The 825-nt window shown below is 53.7% G+C and carries 1 rRNA gene; it reads left to right on the forward strand.

Features of this window, described 5'->3' with window-relative positions:
- Positions 1-825 (forward strand): 23S ribosomal RNA (locus tag ACXR2W_RS14130); the annotation flags it as partial.

Genomic DNA, 825 nt, shown 5'->3' on the forward strand with positions numbered 1-825 from the left:
AGTCGCATGTCCTAGACCCGAAGCGAAGTGATCTATCCATGGCCAGGCTGAAGCGTGTGTAAGAGCGCGTGGAGGGCCGAACCCACTTAGGTTGAAAACTGAGGGGATGAGCTGTGGATAGGGGTGAAAGGCCAATCAAACTTCGTGATAGCTGGTTCTCTCCGAAATGCATTTAGGTGCAGCGTTGCGTGTTTCTTGCCGGAGGTAGAGCTACTGGATGGCCGATGGGCCCTACAAGGTTACTGACGTCAGCTAAACTCCGAATGCCGGTAAGTGAGAGCGCAGCAGTGAGACTGTGGGGGATAAGCTTCATAGTCGAGAGGGAAACAACCCAGATCACCATCTAAGGTCCCAAAGCGCGTGCTAAGTGGAAAAGGATGTGGAGTTGCTGTGACAACCAGGAGGTTGGCTTAGAAGCAGCCACCCTTGAAAGAGTGCGTAATAGCTCACTGGTCAAGTGATTCCGCGCCGACAATGTAACGGGGCTCAAGCACGCCACCGAAGTTGTGGCATTTAACGTATAGACAAGCCTTCGTGGTTCAGTCCGTTGGATGGGTAGGAGAGCGTCGTGTGGCGAGTGAAGCGGCGGAGTGATCCAGTCGTGGATGCTACACGAGTGAGAATGCAGGCATGAGTAGCGAAAGACGGGTGAGAAACCCGTCCTCCGGAAGACCAAGGGTTCCAGGGTCAAGCTAATCTTCCCTGGGTAAGTCGGGACCTAAGGCGAGGCCGACAGGCGTAGTCGATGGACAACGGGTTGATATTCCCGTACCGGCGGTAAACCGTCAAAGACCTAACTGATAGTGCTAAGCAAACCAATGCTTA

It is taken from the genome of Leucobacter faecis, from assembly GCF_054456695.2.